This window comes from Gilliamella apicola (genome assembly GCF_003202915.1).
Classification (GTDB): Bacteria; Pseudomonadota; Gammaproteobacteria; order Enterobacterales; family Orbaceae; genus Gilliamella; species Gilliamella apicola_Q.
The window spans coordinates 511,943-537,687 of sequence record NZ_QGLP01000005.1; the positions used below are offsets into that span (position 1 = coordinate 511,943).

Annotated in this window: 30 protein-coding genes and 1 tRNA gene; 11 read left to right on the top strand and 20 right to left on the bottom strand. The window is 33.7% G+C overall.

All coding sequences use genetic code 11. From position 1 onward, the window contains the following. The first annotated feature begins 24 nt into the window (after positions 1–24). Both DKK79_RS08585 and cmoM read left to right on the top strand, forming a co-directional pair. Positions 25–753 carry a 1-acylglycerol-3-phosphate O-acyltransferase gene (locus tag DKK79_RS08585; protein WP_110423717.1) on the top strand — a complete coding sequence of 243 codons (729 nt, stop codon included), beginning with the start codon at positions 25–27 and terminating at the stop codon, positions 751–753. A 5-nt stretch (positions 754–758) separates the two neighbouring features. Then, the gene (gene cmoM, locus DKK79_RS08590; RefSeq protein WP_110423718.1) at positions 759–1,535 is read left to right on the top strand and encodes a tRNA uridine 5-oxyacetic acid(34) methyltransferase CmoM; all 777 of its coding nucleotides are present in this window, start codon (positions 759–761) and stop codon (positions 1,533–1,535) included. A gap of 51 nt (positions 1,536–1,586) precedes the next feature. Here cmoM and DKK79_RS08595 read toward each other — a convergent pair whose 3' ends face one another. The 4 genes from DKK79_RS08595 to DKK79_RS08610 form a co-directional block, all read right to left on the bottom strand. Further along, a complete protein-coding gene (locus DKK79_RS08595) occupies positions 1,587–2,927 on the bottom strand; it encodes a GntP family permease (protein ID WP_375537977.1) in 1,341 nt (446 codons plus the stop codon). 205 nt (positions 2,928–3,132) lie between these two features. Continuing rightward, positions 3,133–4,134, bottom strand: coding sequence for a 4-hydroxythreonine-4-phosphate dehydrogenase PdxA (gene pdxA, locus DKK79_RS08600; protein ID WP_065651908.1), 1,002 nt, complete (start codon positions 4,132–4,134; stop codon positions 3,133–3,135). 75 nt (positions 4,135–4,209) lie between these two features. After that, the gene (locus DKK79_RS08605; protein ID WP_110423720.1) at positions 4,210–5,508 is read right to left on the bottom strand and encodes a four-carbon acid sugar kinase family protein; all 1,299 of its coding nucleotides are present in this window, start codon (positions 5,506–5,508) and stop codon (positions 4,210–4,212) included. An 84-nt stretch (positions 5,509–5,592) separates the two neighbouring features. Then, positions 5,593–6,348, bottom strand: coding sequence for a DeoR/GlpR family DNA-binding transcription regulator (locus DKK79_RS08610; protein ID WP_086360826.1), 756 nt, complete (start codon positions 6,346–6,348; stop codon positions 5,593–5,595). A 240-nt stretch (positions 6,349–6,588) separates the two neighbouring features. Between DKK79_RS08610 and DKK79_RS08615 the strand changes: the two genes are divergently transcribed. The 5 genes from DKK79_RS08615 (at position 6,589) to DKK79_RS08635 (ending at position 10,892) form a co-directional block, all read left to right on the top strand. Then, positions 6,589–7,584, top strand: a complete 996-nt coding sequence (locus DKK79_RS08615) for a KpsF/GutQ family sugar-phosphate isomerase (protein ID WP_110423721.1) — start codon at positions 6,589–6,591, stop codon at positions 7,582–7,584. A gap of 122 nt (positions 7,585–7,706) precedes the next feature. Further along, the gene (gene rfaD, locus DKK79_RS08620) at positions 7,707–8,633 is read left to right on the top strand and encodes an ADP-glyceromanno-heptose 6-epimerase (RefSeq protein ID WP_110423722.1); all 927 of its coding nucleotides are present in this window, start codon (positions 7,707–7,709) and stop codon (positions 8,631–8,633) included. Positions 8,634–8,644: 11 nt separating this feature from the next. Continuing rightward, positions 8,645–9,691, top strand: a complete 1,047-nt coding sequence (gene rfaF / locus DKK79_RS08625) for an ADP-heptose--LPS heptosyltransferase RfaF (protein ID WP_110423723.1) — start codon at positions 8,645–8,647, stop codon at positions 9,689–9,691. A 2-nt stretch (positions 9,692–9,693) separates the two neighbouring features. Beyond that, positions 9,694–10,656, top strand: a complete 963-nt coding sequence (gene rfaC, locus DKK79_RS08630; RefSeq protein WP_110423724.1) for a lipopolysaccharide heptosyltransferase RfaC — start codon at positions 9,694–9,696, stop codon at positions 10,654–10,656. A gap of 35 nt (positions 10,657–10,691) precedes the next feature. Further along, the gene (locus DKK79_RS08635) at positions 10,692–10,892 is read left to right on the top strand and encodes a YaeP family protein (RefSeq protein ID WP_110423725.1); all 201 of its coding nucleotides are present in this window, start codon (positions 10,692–10,694) and stop codon (positions 10,890–10,892) included. On the opposite strand, the gene DKK79_RS08640 is transcribed toward DKK79_RS08635, so the two are convergent. The 3 genes from DKK79_RS08640 to trmA all read right to left on the bottom strand — a co-directional run bounded on the left by DKK79_RS08640 (position 10,870) and on the right by trmA (position 14,419). Continuing rightward, positions 10,870–12,288 carry a heavy metal sensor histidine kinase gene (locus DKK79_RS08640; RefSeq protein WP_181415279.1) on the bottom strand — a complete coding sequence of 473 codons (1,419 nt, stop codon included), beginning with the start codon at positions 12,286–12,288 and terminating at the stop codon, positions 10,870–10,872. The two genes, DKK79_RS08635 and DKK79_RS08640, sit on opposite strands and share 23 nt — an antisense overlap. Next, the gene (locus DKK79_RS08645) at positions 12,275–12,961 is read right to left on the bottom strand and encodes a heavy metal response regulator transcription factor (protein ID WP_086358090.1); all 687 of its coding nucleotides are present in this window, start codon (positions 12,959–12,961) and stop codon (positions 12,275–12,277) included. Before DKK79_RS08645 ends, DKK79_RS08640 begins: the two co-directional genes overlap by 14 nt. Before the next feature lie 360 nt (positions 12,962–13,321). Beyond that, positions 13,322–14,419, bottom strand: a complete 1,098-nt coding sequence (gene trmA, locus DKK79_RS08650) for a tRNA (uridine(54)-C5)-methyltransferase TrmA (protein ID WP_110423727.1) — start codon at positions 14,417–14,419, stop codon at positions 13,322–13,324. A 250-nt stretch (positions 14,420–14,669) separates the two neighbouring features. Between trmA and srmB the strand changes: the two genes are divergently transcribed. Further along, positions 14,670–15,980, top strand: a complete 1,311-nt coding sequence (gene srmB, locus DKK79_RS08655; RefSeq protein ID WP_110423728.1) for an ATP-dependent RNA helicase SrmB — start codon at positions 14,670–14,672, stop codon at positions 15,978–15,980. A gap of 124 nt (positions 15,981–16,104) precedes the next feature. Then, positions 16,105–16,707, top strand: a complete 603-nt coding sequence (locus DKK79_RS08660; RefSeq protein ID WP_034884270.1) for a peroxiredoxin C — start codon at positions 16,105–16,107, stop codon at positions 16,705–16,707. Positions 16,708–16,839: 132 nt separating this feature from the next. Here DKK79_RS08660 and DKK79_RS08665 read toward each other — a convergent pair whose 3' ends face one another. Together DKK79_RS08665 and DKK79_RS08670 are read right to left on the bottom strand one after the other, a co-directional pair. Continuing rightward, positions 16,840–17,172 (bottom strand): DMT family transporter, encoded by a 333-nt coding sequence (locus tag DKK79_RS08665; protein ID WP_034884272.1) that lies wholly within the window; start codon positions 17,170–17,172, stop codon positions 16,840–16,842. Between the two features lie 749 nt (positions 17,173–17,921). Further along, entirely contained in the window at positions 17,922–18,476 is a 555-nt protein-coding gene (locus DKK79_RS08670; RefSeq protein ID WP_110423729.1) for a helix-turn-helix transcriptional regulator, read from the bottom strand. 855 nt (positions 18,477–19,331) lie between these two features. Between DKK79_RS08670 and DKK79_RS08675 the strand changes: the two genes are divergently transcribed. Next, the gene (locus DKK79_RS08675; RefSeq protein ID WP_110423730.1) at positions 19,332–19,703 is read left to right on the top strand and encodes a hypothetical protein; all 372 of its coding nucleotides are present in this window, start codon (positions 19,332–19,334) and stop codon (positions 19,701–19,703) included. Positions 19,704–20,070: 367 nt separating this feature from the next. On the opposite strand, the gene DKK79_RS08680 is transcribed toward DKK79_RS08675, so the two are convergent. From DKK79_RS08680 to DKK79_RS08690, 3 genes are all read right to left on the bottom strand, one after another. After that, the gene (locus tag DKK79_RS08680; RefSeq protein ID WP_181415280.1) at positions 20,071–20,346 is read right to left on the bottom strand and encodes a primase-helicase zinc-binding domain-containing protein; all 276 of its coding nucleotides are present in this window, start codon (positions 20,344–20,346) and stop codon (positions 20,071–20,073) included. Positions 20,347–20,428: 82 nt separating this feature from the next. Beyond that, complete coding sequence (locus DKK79_RS08685) at positions 20,429–20,803, bottom strand: hypothetical protein (RefSeq protein ID WP_110423732.1); 375 nt, start codon at positions 20,801–20,803, stop codon at positions 20,429–20,431. A gap of 14 nt (positions 20,804–20,817) precedes the next feature. Further along, positions 20,818–21,234 (bottom strand): hypothetical protein, encoded by a 417-nt coding sequence (locus tag DKK79_RS08690; protein ID WP_143413900.1) that lies wholly within the window; start codon positions 21,232–21,234, stop codon positions 20,818–20,820. Between the two features lie 46 nt (positions 21,235–21,280). On the opposite strand from DKK79_RS08690, the gene DKK79_RS14510 reads away from it, so the two are divergent. Next, positions 21,281–21,454 carry a hypothetical protein gene (locus DKK79_RS14510; protein WP_181415281.1) on the top strand — a complete coding sequence of 58 codons (174 nt, stop codon included), beginning with the start codon at positions 21,281–21,283 and terminating at the stop codon, positions 21,452–21,454. Here DKK79_RS14510 and DKK79_RS14515 read toward each other — a convergent pair. From DKK79_RS14515 to DKK79_RS08725, 8 genes are all read right to left on the bottom strand, one after another. Further along, positions 21,438–21,578, bottom strand: coding sequence for a hypothetical protein (locus DKK79_RS14515; RefSeq protein WP_181415282.1), 141 nt, complete (start codon positions 21,576–21,578; stop codon positions 21,438–21,440). The two genes, DKK79_RS14510 and DKK79_RS14515, sit on opposite strands and share 17 nt — an antisense overlap. 67 nt (positions 21,579–21,645) lie before the next feature. Then, positions 21,646–22,158 (bottom strand): BRO-N domain-containing protein, encoded by a 513-nt coding sequence (locus DKK79_RS08695; protein WP_220019124.1) that lies wholly within the window; start codon positions 22,156–22,158, stop codon positions 21,646–21,648. Position 22,159: 1 nt separating this feature from the next. Continuing rightward, positions 22,160–22,447 (bottom strand): helix-turn-helix transcriptional regulator, encoded by a 288-nt coding sequence (locus DKK79_RS08700; protein WP_110423734.1) that lies wholly within the window; start codon positions 22,445–22,447, stop codon positions 22,160–22,162. A 10-nt stretch (positions 22,448–22,457) separates the two neighbouring features. Continuing rightward, complete coding sequence (locus tag DKK79_RS08705) at positions 22,458–22,637, bottom strand: helix-turn-helix transcriptional regulator (RefSeq protein WP_110423735.1); 180 nt, start codon at positions 22,635–22,637, stop codon at positions 22,458–22,460. A 126-nt stretch (positions 22,638–22,763) separates the two neighbouring features. Then, positions 22,764–23,780, bottom strand: a complete 1,017-nt coding sequence (locus DKK79_RS08710) for a hypothetical protein (protein ID WP_110423736.1) — start codon at positions 23,778–23,780, stop codon at positions 22,764–22,766. A 598-nt stretch (positions 23,781–24,378) separates the two neighbouring features. Next, positions 24,379–24,454, bottom strand: a tRNA-Lys gene (locus DKK79_RS08715). 97 nt (positions 24,455–24,551) lie between these two features. Continuing rightward, entirely contained in the window at positions 24,552–24,866 is a 315-nt protein-coding gene (locus DKK79_RS08720; protein WP_110423737.1) for a DMT family transporter, read from the bottom strand. A 23-nt stretch (positions 24,867–24,889) separates the two neighbouring features. Continuing rightward, positions 24,890–25,213: a DMT family transporter gene (locus DKK79_RS08725; protein ID WP_110423738.1), complete on the bottom strand. Its 324-nt coding sequence runs from the start codon at positions 25,211–25,213 to the stop codon at positions 24,890–24,892. Between the last annotated feature and the right edge of the window lie 532 nt (positions 25,214–25,745).

Below are 25,745 nucleotides of genomic sequence, written 5' to 3' on the forward strand. Positions count from 1 at the left end.
CCAAGTTAACTTGTGAGGTAAATTATGGTTTTTCTTTTTCGTTTAATCTTTGTGTTATTTATTGGCATTATAACTTGTGTACTAGGGGTTATATTTTGCTTATTCAATCCTCGCAATCCCAAAAATGTGGCTAGATTTGCCCATCTTTTTAGTTTTTTCTTTAAACCATTATTAGGGGTAAAGGTTAATACTCGTAAATATCCTGGAATTGAAAAGTTAGGTAGCTGTGTATTTATCGCCAATCACCAAAATAATTATGATATGGTTGTGGCCGCTGATATTGTACAACCGAAAACCGTCACTGTTGGCAAAAAAAGCCTAGCGCTAATCCCTTTCTTTGGGCAACTTTATTACCTTACCGGCAATATTTTAATTGACCGTAACAATAAATCAAAAGCCCGAGATACGATTAATTTCGTCGTTAAAGAGATAAAAAGACGTGGAATATCAATTTGGATGTTTCCAGAAGGTACTCGTAGTCGTGGGCGAGGTTTATTACCATTTAAAACCGGAGCATTTAAGGCCGCTATTGCCGCGGGGGTACCTATTGTGCCTATCTGTGTATCAGATACGAATAATATAAAGTTAAATCGCCTTAATAATGGTCATATGATTGTCGAGATGCTGCCACCGATTGAGACAAAAGATTTAGGCAAAGAAGATGCAAGAACTTTAATGGAACAATGCCATCAACAAATGTCAGAAAAAATTGCGCAAATTAATTTAGAAATAACGAAATTAAATAATCAATAATTATTATGACTAAAACCGATCGTAATTTTGATGATATTAGTCATAAGTTTGCTAAAAACATTTATGGCACAAACAAAGGCAAGATTCGCGAAGCTATCGTTTGGCAAGAGCTAGAAAATATATTAGCTAGCTATCCAACGAATAAACCATTAACTATTTTAGATGCTGGTGGTGGGCAAGGTCAAATGGCCTGCCGTCTAGCCAAATTAGGTCATAACATTACTGTTTGTGATATTTCCGAGCAAATGCTAGAATTAGCAAAAAAGCAAGCCGCACAAGAAAATCTAAACTTAAATTTTATTCATTGCCCTATTCAAGATCTCGAACAATTTATTAAAACGCAATTTGATATTGTGATCTGTCATGCCGTTTTAGAATGGGTTGCTGAGCCAATCCAAATAATCCAATCTTTAAAGAAACATCTTAAACAAGATGGCTATTTATCTTTAATGTTTTATAACTACCACGGGCTATTATTCAAAACCGTGACATTAGGCAATTTTGGTTACACTCAATCGGGACTGGCCAAACGCAAAAAGAAAACCTTATCACCTGATTATCCCCGCGATCCAAATCACGTATATCAATGGTTAAACCAACAAAATTTTGAGATCATCAATAAAACTGGGATTCGGGTTTTTCACGACTATTTAACCAATAAGTCAAAAGCAGAAACACATTTCGCAGAGTTATTAGCAATCGAAAAACAGTATTGCCGAACTGAACCCTATCTCAGTTTGGCAAGGTATATTTTAGTTACCGCAAAAATTAATAATAACTAATTTAGAGAAAAGATTAGGGGAAGCATATTCCTTTACACTACCCCTATTTTCTTAGAAGAAAATGGCATTAACAATTAATAATGTCACTGTTCCTGCGACCCATAATACCGTTGAAGTAATACTCCAAACTTTAATTTGTTCTTTAACTTCTGTTACCCCTAATGAACGATTAACTACCCAAAAATAAGCATCATTGAAGTGAGAAAACATAAAAGAACCAATTGAGCACCCTAACCCGGCCATAATTGGATTTACACCTAAGGTGCCAATCATTGGTGCAGTGATACTCGCTGCGGTAATCATGGCAACGACACCAGAACCTTGAATTAAGCGAATCAAAGTTGAAATCGTCAATGGTAACAAAATACCAGGCACACCAATTTTAACAATATATTCAGCAATAATTTGACCTGTTCCTGAGTCACGTAACACCATTCCTAATGCGCCACCACCGCCAATAACAAGCAGTATAATACCAGCAGAGCGAATTGAATTTTCCATTTGATGCACAACATCTTTTCGAGGAAATGAGTTAGTTAATGCCATGATAGCAATTAATAATCCAATGCCCACAGCTACAATTGGGTGTCCAATTGTTTTTAACATAATAGCAATCGAACTATCCCATTTCATTTCATTTACTAAAGTAGCGGTTAATATCAAAATAATCGGAGTTACAATTGGTGCAAAAGATGCTAATGCACTAGGTAATTGTTGATCATCTTCTAAATTTTGCGAAGTAACTGTTAGACGTTCACGGGTAAAATTCTCACCATCCTCAGTTGGAATTTGATAAATACTACGACCAACATGGCGAGTATAAATAAATCCAGCAATAGTAATAGGTATAGCAACAACCATTGCCCATAGCATATATTCACCAAGGCCAATACCAAATTGTGAAACTACACCAAATGGTCCTACCGCTGGTGGAATCATACTGTGGCTAATAACAAGCCCCATAGCCAATGTTGAACCAAGTCCGACCACAGATTTACCTGTACTACGTGAAATTGCTTTCACTAATGGTAATAGAACGATAAATGCTGAATCACAAAATACAGCTAAACTCACTAATAAACCGATAATGACTAATGCTAACTCTTCCCTGCCTTTTCCTAAAAGGTTAATAAAAACTTGAGCCATTTTTTGTGCTGCACCACTCATCTGCAAAACTGACCCCATCATAACGCCAAAACCAATAACGATCCCTATGTTACCGAGCGTATTACCAAAGCCTTTACTAATCGTTGCGATCATAAATTCACCAGGCATACCACCCAGTGAGCCAGTAATTAAAGCGGATATAATCAATGCAGGAAATGCCTGAATTCTTGTCTTTAAAATCATAAATAGTAACAAAGTAATTGCAACGAGTAAGCCGGCAACCATTCGCCAGCTGCTCTTCTCAATACTATGTAAACTTCCTAGATAAAAAACAATTAATCCGACAACCACTAAAATAATGCCATTTAATAAGACATAAGGATAAAGTGATTTATTATTATTTTCTTTTTTAGACATATGCAAACCCTCCTTCGATAATGACATAATCATTACCGAAAAATAAATTGTTATAAGTAATAATAGCTACTTATTAACGTTTGAAATTCGGTGCGTATAGCGCAGCTAAACGTATAGCCTCAATCAAACTCACTGGATTAGCGATTCCTTTTCCGGCAATATCATTTGCTGTTCCATGGTCAACAGATGTACGAAGAATCGGCATTCCATTAGTGATAGAAATGGTACGATGAAAATCAACCATTTTCGTTGCAATATGACCTTGGTCATGATACGGAGATAAAACAGCATCATAGCCACCACCCATAGCAAAATGGAAAACACTATCAGCTGGTTTAGGGCCATTAATATCAATCCCTTGTTTACGAGCCATTTCAATACCGGGTAATAAGACATCATCATCCTCATGACCAAAAAGACCATGTTCTCCGCAATGTGGATTGATGCCGGCAACCGTCATTCTCGGTTTATTGATCCCTAATTTAACCAATGCATCGTTACAACGAATAGCATAATCACAGACTCTTTCTGGTGTTAATGATTCAATGGCTTTAACCAATGCTAAATGACGAGTTAAGAAAAACACTCTTAAATCTCGAACTTGAAACATAGTAAGTGGGTCTTGACTACCAGTAAGATCTGCTAATATCTCGGTATGACCAATATAGTTAACATTACCAGCTTTAAGGGATTCTTTATTGATAGGTGTTGTTGCAATGGCATCAAGTTTTTTTTCCATAGCAAGCTCAGTGATAACTTTAATATAATTGAATGCCGCTTGACCACATTGTCCTTCAATTTGGCCAATTTTAAACGTTTCATAATTTAATTCGCCACACTGAATAAGATTTAATACATTAGGTTTATCTTGTATTTGAGTTAGATCGGTAATTTCATTAATTTGTAAGTTTACTTTTGAAAACTTACACGCATCAGCTAACACCTTTTTATCGCCAGTTACCAGTACACATCCATATTCATAGGTTTCTGGTGCTGCAATACTTTTCACGACAATTTCAGGACCTATACCAGCAGGATCTCCCATAGGGACTCCGATTAAACAACGACGTTTCATTTATTACTCCTTTAAAATTACTCAAAATTTGCTCAACTTAGGTTGTTTTATCTAAGTTGAACTAGTTATAAGGTATTAATGCTTCAAGCTTTCATGTGATGAAATCTTGGTACTCAAATAATCGATACAATGGACTAACGTATTATCGTTACCGACAAATCCACCTTTCGTTACTATCGAATAACCATCACATTTCCCACCGACAAGGTGTCCATAAACCGTTAATGGTTCAACTTCATCTTTAAGTAAGAAACCACTACTTCCTAATCGATTTACAACATTTACCGTGACATCCCCACCACTGGTATAAATACCTCTAATAATAGATTCAGGATGGAATAAAACTTGAGCTGTTATTTCGGCAATAGCTTGATTCAAGGTATTACTAATTTCACTCATACTCATATTATTGTTAGCTGCTAACTTAGCTAAATCACAAACATGCTCGGGCATTTCAACGGTATCAATGCCGATCACATCAAATTGCTCAACTTTTTTCAGTAATTTATCTACAATTGGTTTAGCTTTCTTGATGTCTTTAGAAATTTCTATCAATTCATCAACCAATATCGTTTCTAACCAAACTTTTCGGTCATATTTCAATTTCCTTATTTGTCTTTGAGTAAGATCAGACACACTACCTATTGCGACAAACACTTTGTTGGCCATCTTTCGTTCTGATGAATAACGCAGATCGGCAAATTGGGCAGTAAAAGGCCCCGGATCAACACAAAAAACAGGCAAATTAACATTATTTGCTGCTTGCGCTATCACACTAATGTCCGTGTCTGTAGTAGCATCAAAGATGACAATACGACCACCTTGTTGATATATTTGTTTTAAACGTCGTTCAATTCTATCTTTACCCTCTAAAACATCCTTGAGAGCAACATGTGAGACTGGATAGCGTGATTGACAACGAAATAATTCTAAAATTGAAGACTCCGTCATCGGATTTTTAGGATCATTACGCATAGCTGTATTTTGTAATGGGATACCATTAACTAATAAAGATCCACCAACACAGATTCGATCACTTGATGGATACACAGGCACAACTAAAGCCATTAGATTAGGATCATTGTCTATAACCGCATCAACTTCTGCTCCTAGATTGCCTCGCAACGTTGAGTCTATACGTTTGCTAATTAAAGGTTGGTATTTGCTAAACTGGCTTATGCAATCGACAACCCGTGAATATGCCTCTTTATAAGGTATTGAACGTGAATCAGTTGCAAATGAAATCACATCAAATCTGGAAAGATCTTCATTGAATTTTTCCAAACATGTAATTGCATTAAACCCTTTTTTGCTTAATAAAGCACAGGTGGCATTAGCACCTGTCAAATCATCAGCTACAACGGCAACTTTCATATTTTTGCTTCCTCTCAAAAATTAAGCTCACTAAATGAACTTTTTATACATCTACCAAAATTAACTAACTATTAGTTACATCAGTTAATAAATATATTTAATGTCCTGTTTTATTAATTGTTTTTCAAAATTACTAGGAAATTGCTTTTCAGTTATAAGATAATTAAATCGATTTAAATCACAGATTTTAAAACGACATCTAAGCCCCAATTTACTGCTATCAACCAAAAGGACGGATTGAATAGATCTGGATAATGCCATCCATTTACAATCAGCTTTAATCTGTGTTGTAGTCAATGCACCATCTTCTAGATTAAAACCATCTGCGCCAATAAAAGCTAAATCAATAACCTGTTCTGAAAGATACTTCATGGCTTGAGTGTTATAAGCTGAGGCATTTGTAGTTTGTATTTCACCAGGACAAATAATCGTATTCACCTCTGGCCGAGAAGATAACTCCAAGGCCACATGTAAATCTAAAGTAATTACTGTAATTGGAACATTGATATTCAAGGCAAATTCACGCATCGTCGTTCCTGCATCAATAAAAATTACCATCCCTGGTTGTAATAAACTTACCGCTATTTTCCCTACTCTTTTCTTCCCTTCAGAAAATCGATTTTGTTTGATGTTATAAAGGGGGGTACCATTTAAAAAACTTCTTTTTATTTCACCTCCATACGATACTTTTATTAATCCTTTTTCTTGTAAAAGTTTTAAGTCCCGTCTGATGCTCATATGAGAAACGGAAAATAAATTAGATAGTAAATTGATGTTGGCAACATCATATTCATCTAAGTACTCTAAAATTCTTTTATATCTTGGTAGTTCTTGTTTCATAGCGAGTTTCCCAATTAAGTTGGCGTCATTGTAGTAATAAAATAATCAACAAAATGTTAATCTTTTAACACTTTCACAACCGGGTTTAACAAATGTGATCTGAATCAAACTTTCACTTTTTCTTAGTTAGTTTTTTGTGAATCAATAAAATTATCTTCAGTTTTATGCATACAATTTCTATATCTACTAATGCAAGCTTCATCAGAGTTAATTTAATTTATAAATAAGGATAATTTGGATATGGCAACAAAATCAGAAGGTTTTCAAGTATGCAAAAATGAAACGTTACAACTAGCCAAACAAGTTCTAAAACAAGAGGCTGCCGCAATAGAAAAAATTATTAACTCGATTAATGAAACTTTTTTCCATGCAGTAGAATTAATTTTGCATACAAAAGGTAGAGTCATCGTGACTGGAATGGGAAAACCTGGTTATATTGCTCGTAAACTTTCCGCTACATTTATGAGTACCGGTACTCCGTCTTTTTATTTGCACCCAGCAGAAGCTATTCATGGAGACTTAGGTTGCATTACCAAAGATGACACTATTATTGCCCTCTCAAACAGTGGAGAAACAGCCGAAATTATTAATATTTTACCGACCATAAAACAAATTAATATTCCATTAATCTCCATTTGTGGTAATCCTTTATCAACTCTAGCTCGCTTTGCAACCTATAATTTAGGTGCCCATGTAACCCAAGAAGCATGCCCTCTCAATTTAGCACCAACAACAAGTACAACTGTAGAATTAGCCTTAAGTGATGCACTGGCAATTTCAGTGATGCATGCAAAGAAATTCAGCTCACAAAATTTTGCTTTTTATCATCCAGGCGGAAATCTAGGCCAAATACGTTTAATGACAGTGCAACAGTTAGTTGAAAAGCATAATAGAAAGGTTGCTATTACCGCAGAAAAATCTGTTTCTGACGCTATTTTCGCAATGACGAATTCGGGGATAGGTGCTGTTGCCATAGTTGATAACAACAATGTATTACTTGGCATCATTACAGATGGGGATATTCGTAGACAATTACAACATCAGACTAATCTATTAGATATTCAAGTTTCAGAATTAATGGTGACTACACCAATAACCATTAAAGATAGCCAATATGTATCAGAAGCTATACATAAAATGGAACAACATAAACCTAGACCAATAACCGTTTTACCTGTGATTGATAATAAAAAACAATTTATTGGCATGATTCATATAACAGATATATATCACTAAATTAAATATTATGATCATCGAGTAACAACAAACAACATTAAGATAACTAAAAGAGCACTCGAAAATTTGCTAATAAATCGCTATTATAGTGTCATTAATTTTATTAGTTAAAGGTTGTGATTATGATCGTTGTTACTGGTGGTGCTGGTTTTATTGGAAGTAATATCGTCAAAGGTTTAAATAATCTTGGACACAAAAATATTTTAGTGGTGGATGATTTAACTGACGGCACTAAATTTAGTAATTTAGTTGATTTAGATATCGCTGATTATATGGATAAAGACGAATTTATCTCATTAATTATAGCAGGTGAAGATATGGATATTGATGTTATTTTTCATCAAGGAGCTTGCTCATCGACCACCGAATGGGATGGCAAATTTATGATGGAAAACAACTATCAATATTCAAAAGACTTGTTAGATTGCTGTTTAGATCTTGATATACCATTTTTATATGCATCTTCGGCTGCTACTTATGGTGGCCGCAGTGATAATTTCATTGAAGATCGCGCTTATGAAAAACCATTGAATGTTTATGGTTATTCTAAATTTTTGTTTGACCAATATGTTAGACAAGTATTACCTAAAGCTAAGTCACAAGTTTGTGGATTCCGTTATTTTAACGTCTATGGACCACGTGAATCACATAAAGGTAGCATGGCAAGCGTTGCTTTCCATTTAAATGAACAAATTACCAAAGGTGAAAAACCGAAACTATTTGTAGGTAGTGATAACTTTAAACGCGATTTTATTTATGTAAGTGACGTTGTTGATGTAAATTTATGGTTCTGGGAAAATAAAATTTCCGGTATTTTCAACTGTGGCACTGGTCGAGCAGAATCATTCCAAGCCGTAGCTGATGCTGTAGTTAATTATCATAGAAAAGGAGAAATAGATTATATTCCGTTCCCAGATAACCTTAAAGGACGATACCAAAGCTTTACTCAAGCAGATTTAACTAACTTTAGAAAAACAGGATGTCCAATTGAATTTAAAACTGTTGCTCAAGGTACAACCGAATATATGAAATGGCTTAACGAGCAATAAGAGGAGCTTCAATGAAAACGCTGATTATTGGTCCATCTTGGGTGGGGGACATGATGATGTCACAAAGCTTATATCGCACCTTAAAACATTTACAACCAACCATGGAAATTGATGTAATGGCACCTGCATGGTGCCGTGCTTTATTAAGTAAAATGCCCGAAGTTAATCAATCGATCGCTATGCCAATTAGTCATGGAGAGTTTGCATTAGCTAAACGTTATCAACTCGGCAAAGAGTTACGTAACAATCAATACGATCAAGCAATCATTTTACCCAATTCATTTAAATCCGCCCTTGTACCCTTCTTTGCCAAAATTCCTAAACGCACTGGTTGGAAAGGTGAAATGCGTTATGGTTTATTGAATGATTTACGACAGCTCGATAAACAAGCTTTTCCATTAATGGTAGAACGCTATGTCGCTCTCGCCTATCCAAAACAAGATATTCATTCGGCTAAAGATCTACCTCAACCAATTTTGTGGCCAAAACTTAGTGTCGAAAAAGATGAATTAGATCAAACATTAGCAACTTTCAATATTCCTAGTGACGTGCCTTTAATCGGCTTCTGTCCTGGTGCTGAATTTGGTCCAGCCAAACGTTGGCCTGATTATCACTATGCCGCGTTAGCTGATTTAATCGTAAAACAGCATGCTAAAATTATTATCTTTGGTTCAGAAAAAGATAAGCCGGTTGGCGAACAAATTATTGCCAAAATGGTACATGGTGATCAATGTATCAATCTGGCCGGTCAAACAAAATTAGAGCAAGCAATCAATGTGATTTCAGCATGTAAAGCCATAGTCACAAATGATTCTGGGTTAATGCATGTTGCAGCAGCGCTTGATAAACCTTTAGTGGCACTTTATGGGCCAAGTAGTCCTGATTTTACCCCGCCACTATCCGATAAAGCTGAAGTGATCCGTTTAATCACTGGCTATCATCGCGTTCGTAAAGGTGATGCAGAACAAGGATATCATCAAAGCCTTATTGATATAAAACCAGATTTAGTATTTGAAACATTAATGAAACTTATTGTTCGCTGCGAAAAGAGCCGTTAATTATGCGCGTATTAATTGTTAAAACTTCATCTATGGGTGATGTATTGCATACTTTACCTGCTTTAACTGATGCAGCTAACTGCATACCTGATATTACTTTTGATTGGGTGGTTGAGGAAAACTTCTCACAGATCCCCTCTTGGCACTTTGCAGTAGATGAGGTTATTCCTGTTGCCATAAGACGTTGGCGGAAAAACTGGTTTGCTAAAGCTATTCGCCAAGAACGTCAGCAATTTATTGCTCATTTAAAACGGCAACAGTATGATTGTATTATTGATGCCCAAGGTTTAATTAAAAGTGCATTTTTAATTACTCGTAAAGCTCGAGGCATTAAACATGGCTTAGATCGGCAAAGTATTAAAGAACCAATTGCTAGTTGGTTTTATGATGTCAAACACCATGTACCTAAACAGATGCATGCCATTGAACGTGTTCGTCTGTTATTTGCCAAAAGCCTTAACTACATCCAACCAGATTCAATCGGTGATTATGCTATTGCTCGTCACTTTTTATCGGAATTACCGGCTGATAATCAACAATATTTAGTTTTTCTTCATGCTACCACGCGAGAAGAAAAGCATTGGACAGAAGCAGCATGGCGAGAGTTAATTGAATTAATCGAACCGACAGGACTCAAGATTAAACTTCCTTGGGGGGCACCTCATGAGCAAGCGCGCGCTTTGCGTTTAGCACAAGGATTTAATCATGTTGAAGTATTACCTAAACTCTCTCTTAACGAGATCGCCACAATTATTGCTGGTTCTAAGGCTGTCGTCTCTGTAGATACCGGATTGAGCCATTTAACTGCCGCGTTAGATCGACCAAATATAACTTTATTTGGAAAAACTGATCCAAAACTAATTGGTGGATATGGTAAAAACCAGCATAGCATTATTTCAACAGATAAAACAATGCAATCAATCTCAGCCAATGAAGTTTACCAACAATTAACTGATTTTATCTAAAATAGCATAGAAGTTTTAATAAATAGGATAGAAAAATGAACAAATATAATGAGCTCATACGTGAACGATATGCGCAAATTGGTAGTAATGATTTAGGTTATATTGAAGATGCGTTGGGCGCGGTAATGACAGTTCTAAATGAAATAGTTGAAAATCAACAAGTACCACAGGATTTACGCGAAAAAGCTGCCTATGCGGCAGCTAATCTGTTAATCAGTGATTATGACGTGAAATAACCGTCGGAAGTTTAATAATAAATCGAGTTGAGAGATCATCCGATTCAACATAAATATGACCTTTGTGGGTGTCGATAATCGATTTTACAATAGCCAAACCAATTCCTGTTCCTGAACTATCTTTACTATTTCGGTGACGAGATTGATCAACTCGATAAAAACGGTCAAAAAGATGAGGTAAATGACGACTTTCAATCTTTTTACCGGGATTGGCGATAACAATCTGAACTTTTTTGAGGCTTAGCTGACTCAAATTAATTTTAATTGTCTGATTTTCCGATGTGTAGCGAATCGCATTGGAGATTATATTGCTTATTGCCCGCCCTAACATCATTTTATCCCCCTGAATATGGGAACAATTACCTTCAAGCTCAAAGGTAATATTTTTCTCATCAGCCAAAGGTTCGAAATATTCACACATCAAACTAATCATTGAATACAAATCAATATCGATAAGATGTGGTACCAATTGATGATTATCTGCCTGAGCTAAAAAAAGCATATCTGATATCATCTGCGACATTTTTTCATACTCTTCTAAATTAGAGTAGAGGATTTCTCGATACTCTTCTGTAGAACGAGCATTATTTAACACGATTTGGGTTTGAGTGGTTAGATTGGTGATCGGAGTTCGCATTTCATGAGCAATATCGGCAGTAAAATTACGTTGTCGCTCAAAAACATCTTCCATACGATGAAGCATATTATTAAAAGCTTTAACTAAGCTCACATATTTCACCGGCACAGATGCCGTTGAAATACGGTAATTTAAGCTTTTCATATTAATTCGTTCAATTTTTCTAATTAAACGATTAATCGGTTTTTGTGTGTAATAGATGGAAATTAATGACCCAATTAAGGCTAACACACAAGAAATAGCAATAAGTAAACCTAATCCATTTCTCAACCTATTGATAAAATCAAGTTGTAAATCGCGTCCAACAGCAACAATCGTTGTATATTGTCGCCCGCCATCCAACATAACTCTTGATGCACCAATACGGTAAGATGACTTATCTATATTCCAAATTGCCGTACTGTTTTGGCTAATTAATCGTTCAAAATCTTGTTGCGATAAAGCAATAGATAAATTAGGGCCACGGGTGCGATACACTATTTTTCCTGCATCATCAATAATATAAACAAATAGATGATGGTGACCAGTTAAAATCAGGAGAAGATTTTGAAAGAATTCATCACGATTTTCATCAGGTGAATAATAAATGAGCTCACGTTCAATTGAGGTAATTACAGAATTAAGTTCTGTGACATTTTGTTGAATAGAAATTTTTTCAAAAGTATGTTCAATAAGATAGCTAAAACAATAAAGTAGCCCACAAGTCAGTAGGCATACAATAAGTGGTATACGAAACGATATGAAGTTAGTTTTCTTCATCCAATACATCTAATTTATATCCCATTCCACGCACGGTATGAATTAATTTCGGTTCAAAATCGGCATCAATCTTGTTCCTCAATCGCCTAATTGCCACATCAATGACGTTGGTATCGCTGTCAAAATTCATATCCCATACTTGTGAAGCAATAAGTGATCTTGGTAACACTTCACCGGGATAACGTAAAAAATATTCGAGCAATAAAAATTCTTTATTGGTTAAATCAATTCTTTTATCACCTCGCGTTACCGTTCGCTTTGGGAGATCCATAACTAAATCAGCAATGCTTAATTGATAATTATTAACTTGTGGGACATTGCGTCTTAATAACGACTTAATTCTTGCTAATAATTCTGCAAAAGAAAAAGGTTTGACTAAATAATCATCAGCGCCTAAATTGAGCCCTTTGACCTTATCTTCAACACTGCCCATTGCAGTTAGCAGAATAATCTGAGTATCTTTGCCAGCCTCACGTAACGACTGGACAATCTTCCAACCCACAATATCAGGTAGCATGACATCTAGAATAATTAAATCATAATCTTCCGTCATTGCTCGATGATAACCATCGAGACCATTATCGGTAAGATCTACAATAAATCCTGATTCAACTAAACCTTGACGAAGATATTCACCAGTTTTTTGTTCATCTTCAACAACTAACAATTTCATATTGAATATTCCTTAATATTTTATCAGGTTATCGAAATTGCATAATGTAGTAATAGGATATCTTAGGAAGTCAAATGACATCATGACAGATCAATGACTATTTTGTAATTCTCCAGTCATTAATTAGTCGGTTTGGGTTTGCTATAGTAACGCCACAATGATTCATGAGGCTAGACAGTATTGTTTCATTGTTTTATTTCCTTTCATCCATTCCTTGCAATTTAATGCAGCCCTAGTTTATCTAGGGTTTTTTTTTGCTTTTTAAACTACTTGATATGCAATAATTAGAATAAAACGGTTAATTAAGCGTAAAGCTATTCTTATTGTAGCAAAATTAACCTTTGTTGGATATTATTGATGTTATTTTTTACGAAGAACAATACCTGTTTCAACATGCTCTGTATAAGGAAACTGGTCAAACATCGCAAAATGTTCGATATGATGCGTTTTAGTCAGTTGTTGTAAATTATCTTTTAGCGTGTAAGGATTACATGAGATGTAGACAATTCTCTGATAACTTTGAATAATATTAATCGTTTTATCATCCAACCCCGCTCGAGGAGGATCAACTAACACCGTTTGACAATGATAATCATCCAAATTAATCCCTTTTAATCGATTAAATTCTCGCTCTTTTTTAATCGCACTACTAAACTCTTCAGCAGATAATCGCACAATAATCAGGTTATCAATATTATTGATTTTGATATTATGTTGCGCTGAATAGACCGAAGCTTTGGCAATCTCGGTCGCTAACACCTTACGAAAATTTTGTGCTAAGGCGATCGAAAAATTACCATTGCCACAATAAAATTCGAGTAGATCCCCTTCGGACCCTTTAGTCACCGAAATAGCCCATTCTAGCATTTTTATATTTATAGCTGCATTAGGCTGAGTAAAACTATTTTCTACTTGTCGATAACTAAAAGTTTTATCGAATATTGATAAAGTCTCATCAACATAATCAACATCGACTGCAATTTTTTGATTGCTTGCTCGACCAACTAGATTGGCTTTAATACCTCGTTCAGCTAATTGTTGTTTCAATTTCTCCGCGGCACTAATCCACTGCGCATCTAATTTTTTATGATACAAAAGTGTGATCAATAACTGTCCACTAAGCGTTGAGAAATAATCGATTTGAAAAAGTTGATGACGTAAAATATCGTTATATTGAATTAACGGTAAGATGGTCTGCATTGCACTATTAATTAATTTTGCGGCAATAGGAAAACTATCAATTCTTACTCTTCGCTTAGTTTTTTTATCATACATAATATGATAAAGCTCATCACCATTATGCCAAATTCTAAATTCAGCTCGCATTCGATAATGACTAATTGGTGAAGAGTAAGTCACTAATTCAGGCAAGGAAAAATCTGATAGTATAGTTTTTAAATTGGTTATTTTTTTGCTTAGTTGTTGGTTATATTTATCGTTAGAAAAAGATTCTGTCATATTTTTAATTCGATCATCAATTTAGATAAAGTGTGAATAGTATTCGCTATCTTATAAGGTGTTTAATTCTATCATAATCGCTAACCTATGATAAGGTTATAGGCGAGTAGCTGCTTTATTATCTACCGCGTTTGTCGTCAAAACCAGTTTTATGCTTGTTTAAAGCTAAATCAGTTGCGTGTCGATAAAGATTGTAGTTATAGCGATTGCCGTTATAATGTGGAGCAAAATGATAGATTAGAAGAGCACTATGACAACGCAAACTTTCACTGATTTACAGTTAGATGATATTTTAATTGAAAACCTACAAGCGCAAAACATTCACGAACCCACCGCAATTCAAGCACAAACCATTCCAGTAGCTTTAGACGGTAAAGATGTTTTAGGGTCGGCGCCGACAGGTACCGGTAAAACGTTAGCCTTTCTCATTCCAGCCGTTCAGCATTTACTTGATTTTCCACGTCGAAAACCTGGGCCACCAAGAGTTTTAATTTTAGCCCCTACTCGTGAATTAACCATGCAAATAGCTGAGCAAGCCAAGTTACTTACCGAGTCAACTCACCTAAGTATAGCTACGATTACCGGTGGTGTTGCTTATATGAATCACGCCGAAGTTTTCAGCAAAAATCAGGATATTGTTATTGCAACAACCGGCCGTTTGTTACAATACATTAAAGAAGAAAACTTCGATTGCCGTGCTGTTGAAATGTTAATCTTAGATGAAGCAGATCGTATGTTAGATATGGGATTTGCTCAGGATGTGGAAACTATTTCGGCTGAAACTCGCTGGCGAAAACAAACCCTACTGTTTTCAGCAACATTAGAGGGTGAAGGTTTACACAGTTTTGCTAATCGTATTCTTAACGAACCAGTTGAAATTAATGCCGATCCTTCGCGAAAAGAACGAAAAAAGATTTTACAATTCTATTATCGTGCCGATGATTTGACTCACAAAGTGGCATTATTAACACACTTGTTGAAACAAGAGGAAGTTAAAAAAACCATTGTCTTTGTGCGTAAACGTGAACGAGTGCATGAATTAGTATCATTACTGCATCAAGCTGATATTCATAGTTGTTATTTAGAGGGTGAAATGGTGCAAGCCAAACGTAATGAAGCCATTAAACGAATGAATAATAATAGCGTTAATGTACTGGTCGCCACTGATGTTGCTGCTAGAGGAATTGATATTGATGATATTACTCATGTCATTAATTTCGATGCACCTAAAACAGCCGATGTATATTTACACCGAATTGGGCGCACCGCAAGAGCAGGAAAAAAAGGTACAGCCATTATGCTCGTTGAAGCTCACGATAATGAATTATTACAGAAAATTGAACGTTATATTCGTGAACCAATCAAATTAAGAACCATTGATGAACTACGTCCAAAAACCAAAGCCCCAAAACCGGTGACTAAAAAGAAACCTTCGCAAAAAACTAAACAAAAAAACGCAGCTAAAAAACAAGAAGAGATGAAAAAGAAAAAAGTAAAACAACGTCACAGAGATACTAAAAATAAGGGAAAACCCAATAAAATGATAATTAAAACCGAATAATAATTTGCTTATCATAGGTTAAACTTATGAAATCAATCGCTGATAACAACTTGGCGTATTGTCATAAATTGCTATAATGCACCGCATAGAAAATATAAATATTCGTTACACAAGGAGACATTTTATGACATTAGTAACTCGTAAAGCACCAGATTTTACTTCAGCAGCGGTGCTGGGTTCTGGTGAAATTGTGAATAATTTTAATTTAGCTGAGCATATCAAAGGTAAATACGCTGTGGTATTTTTCTGGCCTATGGATTTTACTTTTGTATGTCCATCTGAAATTATTGCATTTGATCATCGTTTAGAAGAGTTCAAAAAACGTGGTGTTGAAGTAATTGGTGTCTCTATGGATTCTGAATATGTTCATAATGCATGGCGAAACACGCCACAAGATAAAGGCGGTATTGGTGAAGTAAAATTCCCAATCGTAGCTGACATTAAACATAGCATTATGCAAGACTACGGTGTTGAACATCCTGAAGCTGGCGTTGCGCTTCGTGCTTCATTCTTTATCGATAAATCCGGTGTGGTGCGTCACGAAACCATTAATGATTTACCAATTGGTCGTAACATTGATGAAATGCTACGTATTGTTGATGCTTTCCAATTCCATGAGGAACATGGTGAAGTTTGTCCTGCACAATGGACTAAAGGCAAACAAGGTATGCAAGCAAATCCAAATGGTGTTGCTAGCTACTTAAAACAACATGCTAACGAAATCTAACCATTTTTTTGACACTAAGTAATAATATTCTTACTTTCCTTCTGACTTTAACCGGAGTTTATCTCCGGTTTTTTTGTTTCTATAAACGCTAAAATAATTTATCTTAATAAAAATTTAGTCATTAATTGTTTATTAATGCCCAGAAACATTAGAGAAAAGATTGATAATTACCACGCCAAATATAATAAACCCCATACCAATTAATGCGGCAAGATCTAATGATTGCTTTAAGAAGATCCAGGCGATTAAACTGATGATAATAATCCCTATTCCTGACCAAATTGCATAAGCTATGCCCACAGGTATAGTTTTCAAGGCTAGCGATAGAATATAGAAAGAGGCACTATAACCGATTATGGTGATAATCGAAAAAAACAAGTTGGTAAAACCATTAGATAGTTTTAAGGAAGATGTTGCAATGACCTCACAGATAATTGCCCCCAAAAGTAGTAGATATGCGTTCATATGATTACTCTTTAATAAGTTAAAATTTTAATCAATAGGATATAGACTCGTTGTGGTACATTTTTATAGAGTATTGCGATATTAAAATGCGCTAAATAGATTATGATTTATGGAATATTACAACTGTTAATGGTGGTTAAGGTACCTATTAATAAATGATTAGCTTAAATGCCCATATATAAAATATAACCAACATCGGCTATTGCTGTTTATTATACCTAAAAATAAGGAACTTGCAGTCTCTTTTATTAATGTGGAGTGATTAACGTCAGCAAATTAGCTGATTTTTTCGACAGAAATTTTACTAAACTTGAATATTCTATTCATTTTAATGTTCATCTATTTCAATATCAGACAATATAAATTGCTAAAAAAGTAATAAAATCTTTCATATAGTGCTAGTGTAGTTATAGTTATAATTTATAACATTTCTTAAAAATTTTAATATTTCATTGATTAATTCCCCCCCCTCAAAGGTTAAACCTATTAAGGATGTTGTAGTTATTTATAACACCGATGATATTGTAACTCGATCATTTATTATTAACGTTACGTTTTTAATAATTGGATATAATAAAAGTTGAACAATAAAAAAATCAACAAATGATTTATCAACAGTAACTATAATGAGAGATATCCTCTTATCAATTCCAATAGAAAATTTTAGTGATCAGGTTAATTTTATAGCAATTATTTTTGCCGTAGCTAAAAATGATGTTGTAAGTACAGTTTAAAATTCATTGGAACAGCTATATTGTTGTTATGCGCTTTAGCTTCGGCGAGCTGGAATTTATATCCTTTTTTTCTTTTTTTGATAATTCAACACCAATTTCATGCTGAATAGAGACTTTTTCAAGATGAGAAAAATATGGTTGAAATCTATCAGAAAAAAATAAATCAACACCATCAATTGAAATACATGGTATAACAATATCAGTATTATTTAAAAACATATTTTCTTTGCCTAGTTTAATTTTGGTACGTATTTTATTCAAGGCTTGTTGTTTATTAATCAAGGTATCAGTCTTAGAATTTGCTGAAACAATTTGATTATGGTTTATGATAAAATTATTTGCCTCTCTGTCATAATAACAGTTAAATGTCGGTCTTTTACTTAACCAATCCTGAATCTCTTGACAGATAAAATGTATTTCGTCTTTACCTAGTTGGATGGGTTTAGGAAATAAAAGAGTTTCATCTTTTATCCAGCTATCTAGAGTAGCTCTATCACAATCTAACGCTTCAGCAAGTAGATAAATGCTAATATTATTTGATGATTCAATATAGCTCGATAATGTTTTCATAAAAATACCGCTGACAAAAATACAATTAATTTACTATATACGCTATATTATTATAAAATGGAAATATTGCTATATTTATTCAACATAAATCACCGCTTTACCATAAACTCAACTCTTTCGCTGAAATATTTTGCATTATAATAAATAGCCCGACCAGTCATTCTAAACCTAGACAAAGATATTTCAATAAGATTAGGATGAGCATTTAAACTCTCATTTTATAACAGTGCAGCAGCTAGTCGAAAACTTTAAGATAATATTGTGATAATAATTTGGTTTTATAGCTGATTCTTCTATGCTTTGTATTGGTTGTTTGGTTAGTTATTTGGCTGCTTAATTTTATCATTCAACTATTTTCTATTTAGCTAAAATAGCTGTTATTAGACCGAATAGCTCTAATTTTTAATATTTCTTAAATTGGAGGTGGCAATGGCTTATCTTGGAATATCTACATTTGCATCCAACAAAATTAACAGATACCTGTTTATGCAATGCTATCGTGATTAACGAACCTAAACAGCATTCCTTAGTACAGCAACTATTTAAAATAAACGGCAATAAAAGATTATTGTTAACGATATTGATTGATGCTCTATAAAATAAGTTATTTTTTGTAAAAATTATTAGGGAATCTATACCATGCTCCGCTATTTAAAAAATATAGAGACCTAAAGGTAGACTTCTGCAAAATTTAACTTGATTTTGATCGTCGCGAATTGCATCAATCTTATACTGGTTAAACAGATTTATGGCGTTAATCAAAAATGTAAATACAACATGACTAAATACTATTACAATAGCCTATTATTTAATAATAATTTCTCCGACTTAATTATGGAGTTACCTAATTAAAAGATGCAACAAGAAGCACGATTTTTTGCTACTACAATAAACTGTTATACCGAAAATGATGTCTTGATTATTGGTGCCGGCAACCATCCGACATCCCCCGACCATTATTTAATTATTTCGCGTTTTGATGATGGTGAAATTGATGATTCAATAGCTATACAAACCAACAAATCAACCATGGAAGTCGCAAATGCAATCAACTATCTGTTACTCGAAAAAAATGCCCTAACCGTAGAAATAAAAGCGGATAAACAACATCTAGTCGGCAAACAAAAACTGATCGCTGAATTTGCTGATCAAGATATCGCCTTATTAGAAGAATATATTAAAAATATTTTTCTCGGTAGTTCTGTTAATATCTCAATCGAGATCTAAAATGGGATTAAATCTTTAATTAAAATAATCAGTTATGCAAATTAGAATATAAAACTTTATATTACCCTAGATGGAAACATAGCGGCTGATGACATTTCGACAAGTTTTAGCCAACATACGCTGGCTATCATCTGCCCAGAATCATTGGATTATAATCAGAATATTTCCACTACGATAAAATCTATTACTTATTATCAAGTGCCACTTCAACAGATTTTTAAGCATGCAGTTATTGTTTATATTACATCTATTAAGATGGTGTTGAGGTGTAACGCAACATATCATTAATTAAAAATGTACTAAACACCTGATGAGCTAGATGATAATGAACATGGTAAAACAATTAAATTATAAACACTTTCTGTGATTAAGTTTGTAGGTTGAAACGGTATTGTTTAATAAAGAGCTTCATTGGCGAAATAAATTCAAAAACTAGAATAACCAGTTCTATAGTTAAATTTAGTGGTGACTTGTAGCAAAAATTCAGTTCAACAAAAATAATGATAATAGTTTTGATAAGTTCTAAACCGTCACCGCTACCACATAGATTGCAGGAATAAGTACCGTAACCATTTTTATTATCAAACCAGAATCTATCTTTACCACCAAAGATAGAGCTAGGGTAATGTTTACCATTACCCACCTCAATACCTAATTAACTAAAGATTGATTCCCATTTGCCTATCGCTTCGGCTGTAATTTCGTTTATTTTCATTACTGTCCCCTTAATGGACTGTCGCGTTAGATTCAGCTTTGATATCTTCGGCTAAATCAATAAACAATGATGAAAGCAATTCTTGCCCGAATAGAGTTAATGAAATAGGTTTATCTGCGCTTTCTGTGTACATGTCTTTTAACATTCCATAAGTGCGATTTAATCCCTCACTTTCACCAAAATCCTCAATTAAGCATTGCTTAAGATTGATATTTAAACCTGAGACAATTAAATCTTTATTAATATCAATCTTGATACCCTCATGAATAAATACCTGACTATCATTTTTGTTAATCTGCTCAATTAAAAACAAACCTGCTACTATCGCCATAGTTGAATCAACGATGATATGGTGAATTGCGGTTATTTTTTGATTATTATTCATTATCGTTAACTTCCTTAATCATTAAGTTTATCGTCGAGTAAATTAATTTGATTGGAAGCAAAGCAAGCAACGTTTTTTAATTGTGCTAACAAGTAACCAATGTCGCGTGTATCGTCTTTAAATTGTTGTTCCTCATATTCTTCACATTCAGAAGCCCAAAACAACAAATTACCAATAGCACCGATTCCCCATATAATTGATTGTCTAAGTTCCTCTAAGTGTGCTTTTGCGTGTAATAAGTTTTGTGGTTGAATATCAGCCTGATATAAATTCAAGACAGATAAAAGGTTAGTTAAGTCATATTGCCCATTTTTAGGGCATAGGGTATCATTACTATTAGCCATAATCATTACCTCTTTTAATGTTATTGTGGTTAGATCCCTCGATAGTGTTCCACCACTTCGAGGGATTGATTTTTTGGTCGTTACCATTATAATGGTCGTTACCATGTAATTATAATAATATAGGGTAAGTACCATGTCAATACCAAAAGAAAAAAGATCACCACAATACCAAATGCGGTTAACTGAAGAATTCAGGCAACAACTAGAAGAAGAAGCTGCAAAAGATGGCGATACAAATTTAGCAACTTGGATAAAGAGAGTTTTAAGAAAAGAATTGCAATCAAGAGGAATCACTCCAAAAGCATAACTAAAATTCTTTCAAACGCTTCCAAATCTACCCATGTTTTTAACCCTGCGTTATTATAAGAACGTGCTTTAAACGCGTTACGCTTTGGCAAAAGTTCAATGCTTTTGATTAGTTCTATTGACATTGATATTACCTTAATTAATTGATTTTAGTGATTGAATATGGGCAACTGTGACAAGTTGCCTTTTTTATTAAATCAATTCTGGTTGATATTTTTTCCATAGTGCTTGCTCTTCTGCTATCAAATTAGCTTTCCATTTTTTACAAGCTTCTAAATTGCGTCCTCTTCTGCTTGATTCAACAAGATATTCTTTTTCACGTTTAGCATGATCATTCAAGAAAGCCCAAGGTACACCATAAGCACCAGTTTTGCGAATTGTTGGAATAACTTCACCAAATACCCAGTTACTAAATCGATAAGCAAATGTTCCTTGTTGAGTCGCCTTTCTACTTCGTGAAATGAGTTTATAAAATCCTGATTCTGAAACTATGGCATAAATTGGATTACCACTATTTTCGTAACTTAAAGTTACAGTATTCCGTTCATGCTCATTTAATGACATTAATGCTTTTCTTGAGTTTGTAATTTCCAAGGCTTTTGCAATATCAATAGCTATAAACCACGGTTCACCCAAATAAGTAATAATTCGTACTTTGATGCCATCAAATTTTATGATGCTTAATTCATCTTGTTTAACTATCATCTTAATAGCTCCCATTAGCAAACTCTCGGCGTTTAGTCGGTTGATTTATCTTTTCAACTGTTGGCGGATTGTCGATCCAGTGAAGTAATTCCACTAATGACCAACCGCATGAGTTAGCACCTAATGATTTTCTTAATGGATATTTACCGTCTTTCTCAAGTTGCCATGCTGTTGAACGGGCGATACTAGTAATTTTGTATCTCTCATTTTCACGAACAAGGCGATCATATTGGATACCGTATTTATCCCTAATGGCTTTGTGTTGTTCAGATGTGATTGAATATGACATTGAAAGCCTCCTACTGTACTCGGTTGCTTTCTAAGTAGGTTTTAACCTCTACCATATCGTAAACGACGCAACGTTTACCTACTTTTAAACCTTTTGGGAAGTTTGGATCATAGCGTAATGTGTTCTTAGCACAGCCTAAAATTAATGCTAATTCATCAAGGGAATAGTATTTAGGAGTATTTAACTGCATTTTTTTACCTCATTAAGTTCGTTTGTGTTTAACTAATGAGGTAATTATGGTGATTTGTTTTTTAAAACTCATTGCACACAAAAAATGATTTTTGCATGCAAAATAATATTAAGTTATTTAATTTAATTATTTTAATAATTTATTACAAGAAGAAAAAAAACCATCAATTTTCCTTTTACCTAATCCTTTAAATTGTTCTTGTTCTGATATCAAATCAGACAATTCTCCTTGAGTCCATTTTTTAGGGTTAGAATCCTTTAGTATTTTTAAAATAGATGCGACTAATAACTGAGCTTGATTATAATTAATATCTTCATTATTACTGGTTTCATCAAAAATAATCTGTTCAAATTTCAGTAAATTTTTTGTAGTTATGACAAGCTCTGTATCTTCAGGAAAATTATCTGCAGGGTAACAAAACACACTATCTAAATTTCGATATCTTTTTTGTATATCTTCATATTCAGGGCTTCCTTTTTTATTCCCTGCCACCGCGGTCTCAAAATCAATCTGTTCTCTAATACTCAAAAGATTTCCATGATTATCAGCAATAAATGCCCCATCAATTGACCATCGCTCTATTACATCATGATTTTTTAAAGAAGAAATCATATTTTCAACCCATATTTTTTCTGTTCCCACTAATGGAAAATCATATATATTTTCATCTAGATAAAATGGCTGACCTATACTTCTATCTGTAATTAATTTAACGTCATTTAAATAAAATTCAAACGTGTATTTATTTAAAAGCTCCTTACATTGCTCATCATTATCAGCATACTGTCTTTTTATAACTTCGAGCATTTCATGATGACATTTTTTCAGAAACTCCATTTCTAAAGCTTTATACTCATCAGATTTATAATACTCTTCATCTTCCCAAACTTTTTTAGGTGCATAAAACATAGAAAACATTCTTTTATCAGCTTCACTTTTTAGTTCTTCGTGTTTTCCATATTTACATGCAATAACCTTTACACCATAAGGAAATTTAACTGACAATATTAGTTTTTGATCCAATACTAATTCCAGAACATCAATCACAGTGACAGTTTCATTAAATAAATTTGTTAATCTTTTAGCAACCTCAGAAAGAGTTAAGTATTTTTTCAGTTTAAAAATATTATTGTGAAAAACCATAATTAAGCCCTATCTTATGTTTTGAACGTCTTTGAAAATTATATCATTACTGTTATAAATCATGCTTATTAAATACCACTATTTAGTGGAATTTAGCCAGCCAAAGGAAAGAGTTTCACTGGGAAATCAGCACGGATTTGAAATCCGGCCTGCTAGCATAATTCTATGTTATTACTTTCTTTTAATAACACTTTAAAAATACATATAAATAAATTATATAATTATTATTAGTATTGTTAGTGTTATCAAAATATATATAAAGTATTTATTAAATAATAGTCAATAAAAAAACAGTCTAGTTGACTGTTTTAAATATGTATTTATGGCAAAACTAACCATTAACCGTTTTTAAAGCATTACTCCCTGATAAAGACTCATTCCCTTGGCTTGGCTGACTTGATTTGAGTATCATTTAGAGGTTTTATAATCTTGGCCATGTTATACGAATTTAAGTTATATTTGAGCGTATAACATAATATATAACATAAAAGTTTGAATTTCACTAAATCTACTTGAACTTAGATAAACAGTAAATTAGTTAAAAAACTTGTTATATAAAGGTTTTTTGAACGTTATTGAATTTTGAAGAATTGAGGAATGGTGGGTTGTGAGGGGATCGAACCCGCGACCAATTGATTAAGAGTCAACTGCTCTACCGACTGAGCTAACAACCCACTGGAAAGTGGCATTATTCTATATAACTTTATAGAGTAATGCAATATCTTCTAGTTTGAAATTAATATAATAACTAAATTCAACACGCTTTTCTTGCTACATAGTAACATGCAAACCGACAATACCAATAACAATAACACTTAGACCAAATATTCGCGTGCAATTTTTGGGCTCATTAAATATAAACATATTAGCTAATACGGCGCCGGAAGTACCAAGTCCTACCCAGACAGGGTAAACGATACTTAAATCTAGATATTGAAGTGAAAAATAAAACAGGGTGAACGAAACGAAAAAACCACCCCAATATAGCATTAAGCGAAACAAGCTTTTTTGCTGAGAATAAAGTTTAAGACCAATAGCGCCAACAACTTCAAAAATTGCAGCTGTTAAAATAAATAACCATCCCATATCTTAATCCAAATTTGAGTTAATTAGCTATCTGCTCGTTTAAGTTGCACAACACCGATAATAATTAATGCAACAAAAAATATTTCAATAAGTTTGATTTCTTTACCAAATACAACCATGTCAATAACTAATGAACCAATGGCTCCGACGCCAGAAAATATTGCATACACTGTACCAGTAGGAATGGTTTTACATGCATTAGTTAAAAACGTAAAGTCAATAACGATTATGAGTATAACAATAACCCAATGCCACCACTGATTTGCAGTTGTAAAACCAAATACCCAACACAATTCAAAAAAGCAGGTGAGAACAACAAATGCCCACTCTTTATTCCTGCTGTACATAATGACCTCATTATTTTTTTATTTTTAATTTATATTGCTAAATTTGTCTTTTCATTAATGTGCTTAATGAAAACAAAAGACGGTTCGCAAACTAGAAGGTTTGCCACCTAAAGATTATGATGTTTATGCAGAGAAACAATTCAACTTCATATAAAATATCGATAATTCGGAAACAGGTTATTGATATTTTATTACTATTTCTTGCCATATATTTACAATTCTATAATGACGGTTACAAAATGGCAAGCCCAGAGTTGTTGTTAATTGCATGCTTTTAAATAACTTTCTCAAAAATCAAAAAAAATTGACAGAATAATAGTACTTTAACCCATATTTCTTACCCAACATGATCAGCTATTATTGGGTTGATTCTGCCCTTAATACCAACGATATTTTAGCTTTATTTAGTTTTATTTAGCTTTATTATTAATATGAATTAATAAATATAGACAATTTGAATTGTAAAAAATTTGCTGAAAGGGGTTTTTTTTCAATTAAATCAATATAGAATACTTCACTTAGTGCTTTAATT